Origin of the sequence: Psychrobacter sp. HII-4 (assembly GCF_904846595.1) — a bacterium.
GTDB lineage: Bacteria > Pseudomonadota > Gammaproteobacteria > Pseudomonadales > Moraxellaceae > Psychrobacter > Psychrobacter celer.
Genome location: NZ_CAJHBJ010000120.1, coordinates 1 through 530, shown reverse-complemented (window position 1 = coordinate 530; position 530 = coordinate 1). Strand labels below are relative to the sequence as shown.

The 530-nt window shown below is 40.6% G+C and carries 1 protein-coding gene; it reads right to left on the bottom strand.

The window, feature by feature from the left end:
- Positions 1 to 137 precede the first annotated feature (137 nt).
- On the bottom strand, positions 138 to 530 hold a 393-nt coding region (locus JMX98_RS14020; RefSeq protein WP_227680202.1), incomplete at its 5' end, for an RNA-guided endonuclease InsQ/TnpB family protein.

The following is a 530-nucleotide window of genomic DNA, read 5'->3' as shown; positions in this document are numbered from 1 at the left end:
AATATTGACTATTAGATAGGTTTGACGTTTTCTTTCTGCTTCATTGTCACGCGCTATTTCTCATTTGAGATTTAGACTGACCACGACTCCACAGACTTTTTTAATTGGCGATGGAACTCACCGTCCAATAAACAGGATTATGCAGCTGTTAAAATAACAGTCGCGTTATTTAAAATATTGATGCTGGCGTTGAGGTCACGGTCATGAGAAACCTGACAGTTAGGGCACAACCACTCACGCATTTTCAATGTTAGCTCATCTTTACCAAGGATATGATTGCAGTTTGAACAGGTTTTTGAGCTTGGGTAGAAGGGTCCGACTGATTTCACAACCTTGCCTTGCTCAGTGGCTTTGTAGATAAGCTGTCGCTTAAACTCAAAGAAACCCAAGTCACTGATAGCTCTTGATAGCCGCCTGTTCTTAACCATACCTTTGACATTCAAATCCTCAATCGCAATCACATCGAACTCATTAACCAGACTTGTTGTGATTTGATGGAGAGAATCTTGCCTAATACACCTGATCTTATA